Annotated in this window: 1 protein-coding gene and 1 pseudogene; one reads left to right on the forward strand and one right to left on the reverse strand. The window is 43.9% G+C overall.

The window, feature by feature from the left end; translation table 11 throughout:
* The coding region (locus R7P74_RS26300; RefSeq protein ID WP_318123582.1) for a GNAT family N-acetyltransferase at nt 1–441 on the forward strand (441 nt) is incomplete at its 5' end.
* A 192-nt stretch (nt 442–633) separates the two neighbouring features.
* Here R7P74_RS26300 and R7P74_RS26305 read toward each other — a convergent pair.
* Nucleotides 634–729, reverse strand: a pseudogene (locus R7P74_RS26305) (DUF3624 domain-containing protein); the annotation flags it as partial.

The following is a 729-nucleotide window of genomic DNA, read 5'->3' on the forward strand; positions in this document are numbered from 1 at the left end:
GGCATGGTTGCGTACTGGGCGAATATGGGCGAAAACTTACCTCGTTCTCGTAATGAACTCGTTCGCGACATTGGCTCATTTGCCGTTGCTGAACATCATGGTGAAGTGACTGGTTGCGCGTCTCTGTATGTGTATGACTCTGGACTTGCGGAGATTCGCTCGCTCGGTATTGAGGCGGGTTGGCAAGGACAAGGGCAAGGCAGCGCGATCGTGAACTATTTGGTGGATAAAGCACGTCAAATGGCGATTAAGAAAGTCTTCGTACTAACACGTACGCCAGAGTTCTTTATGAAGCAGAGTTTCTTGCCAACATCTAAGTCTCTGTTGCCAGAAAAAGTGTTGAAAGATTGCGACCAATGCCCGCGTCAACATGCCTGTGATGAAGTCGCGTTAGAGATCAATTTAGTTGAACAGATCATCCAACGCAGCCATGTCGCATAGCGTATTGATTTTATTAGCATTTAAACAGATATCGTTAGAGAACGATCATTTACATAAGTTTTTGCTAAAAAAATCGAAAAAACTTTGAACCTTTGAGAGGAAGCTCGGTCTATTAAAGTACCACTGCTTTTTCTTAGAAGAATCTAAGAGAGCCCCAGAATCGAGATTGATTTTGGGGCTTTTTTCTATCTGTCATTTGTTATGATCCTCTCCATTCTGTTTCCCGCGACGACGCTGCCACGGCAAGATGACAAAACGCATCCATAAGTGCAGAAACAATAAAATGTT

This window comes from Vibrio sp. 2033, assembly GCF_033339735.1.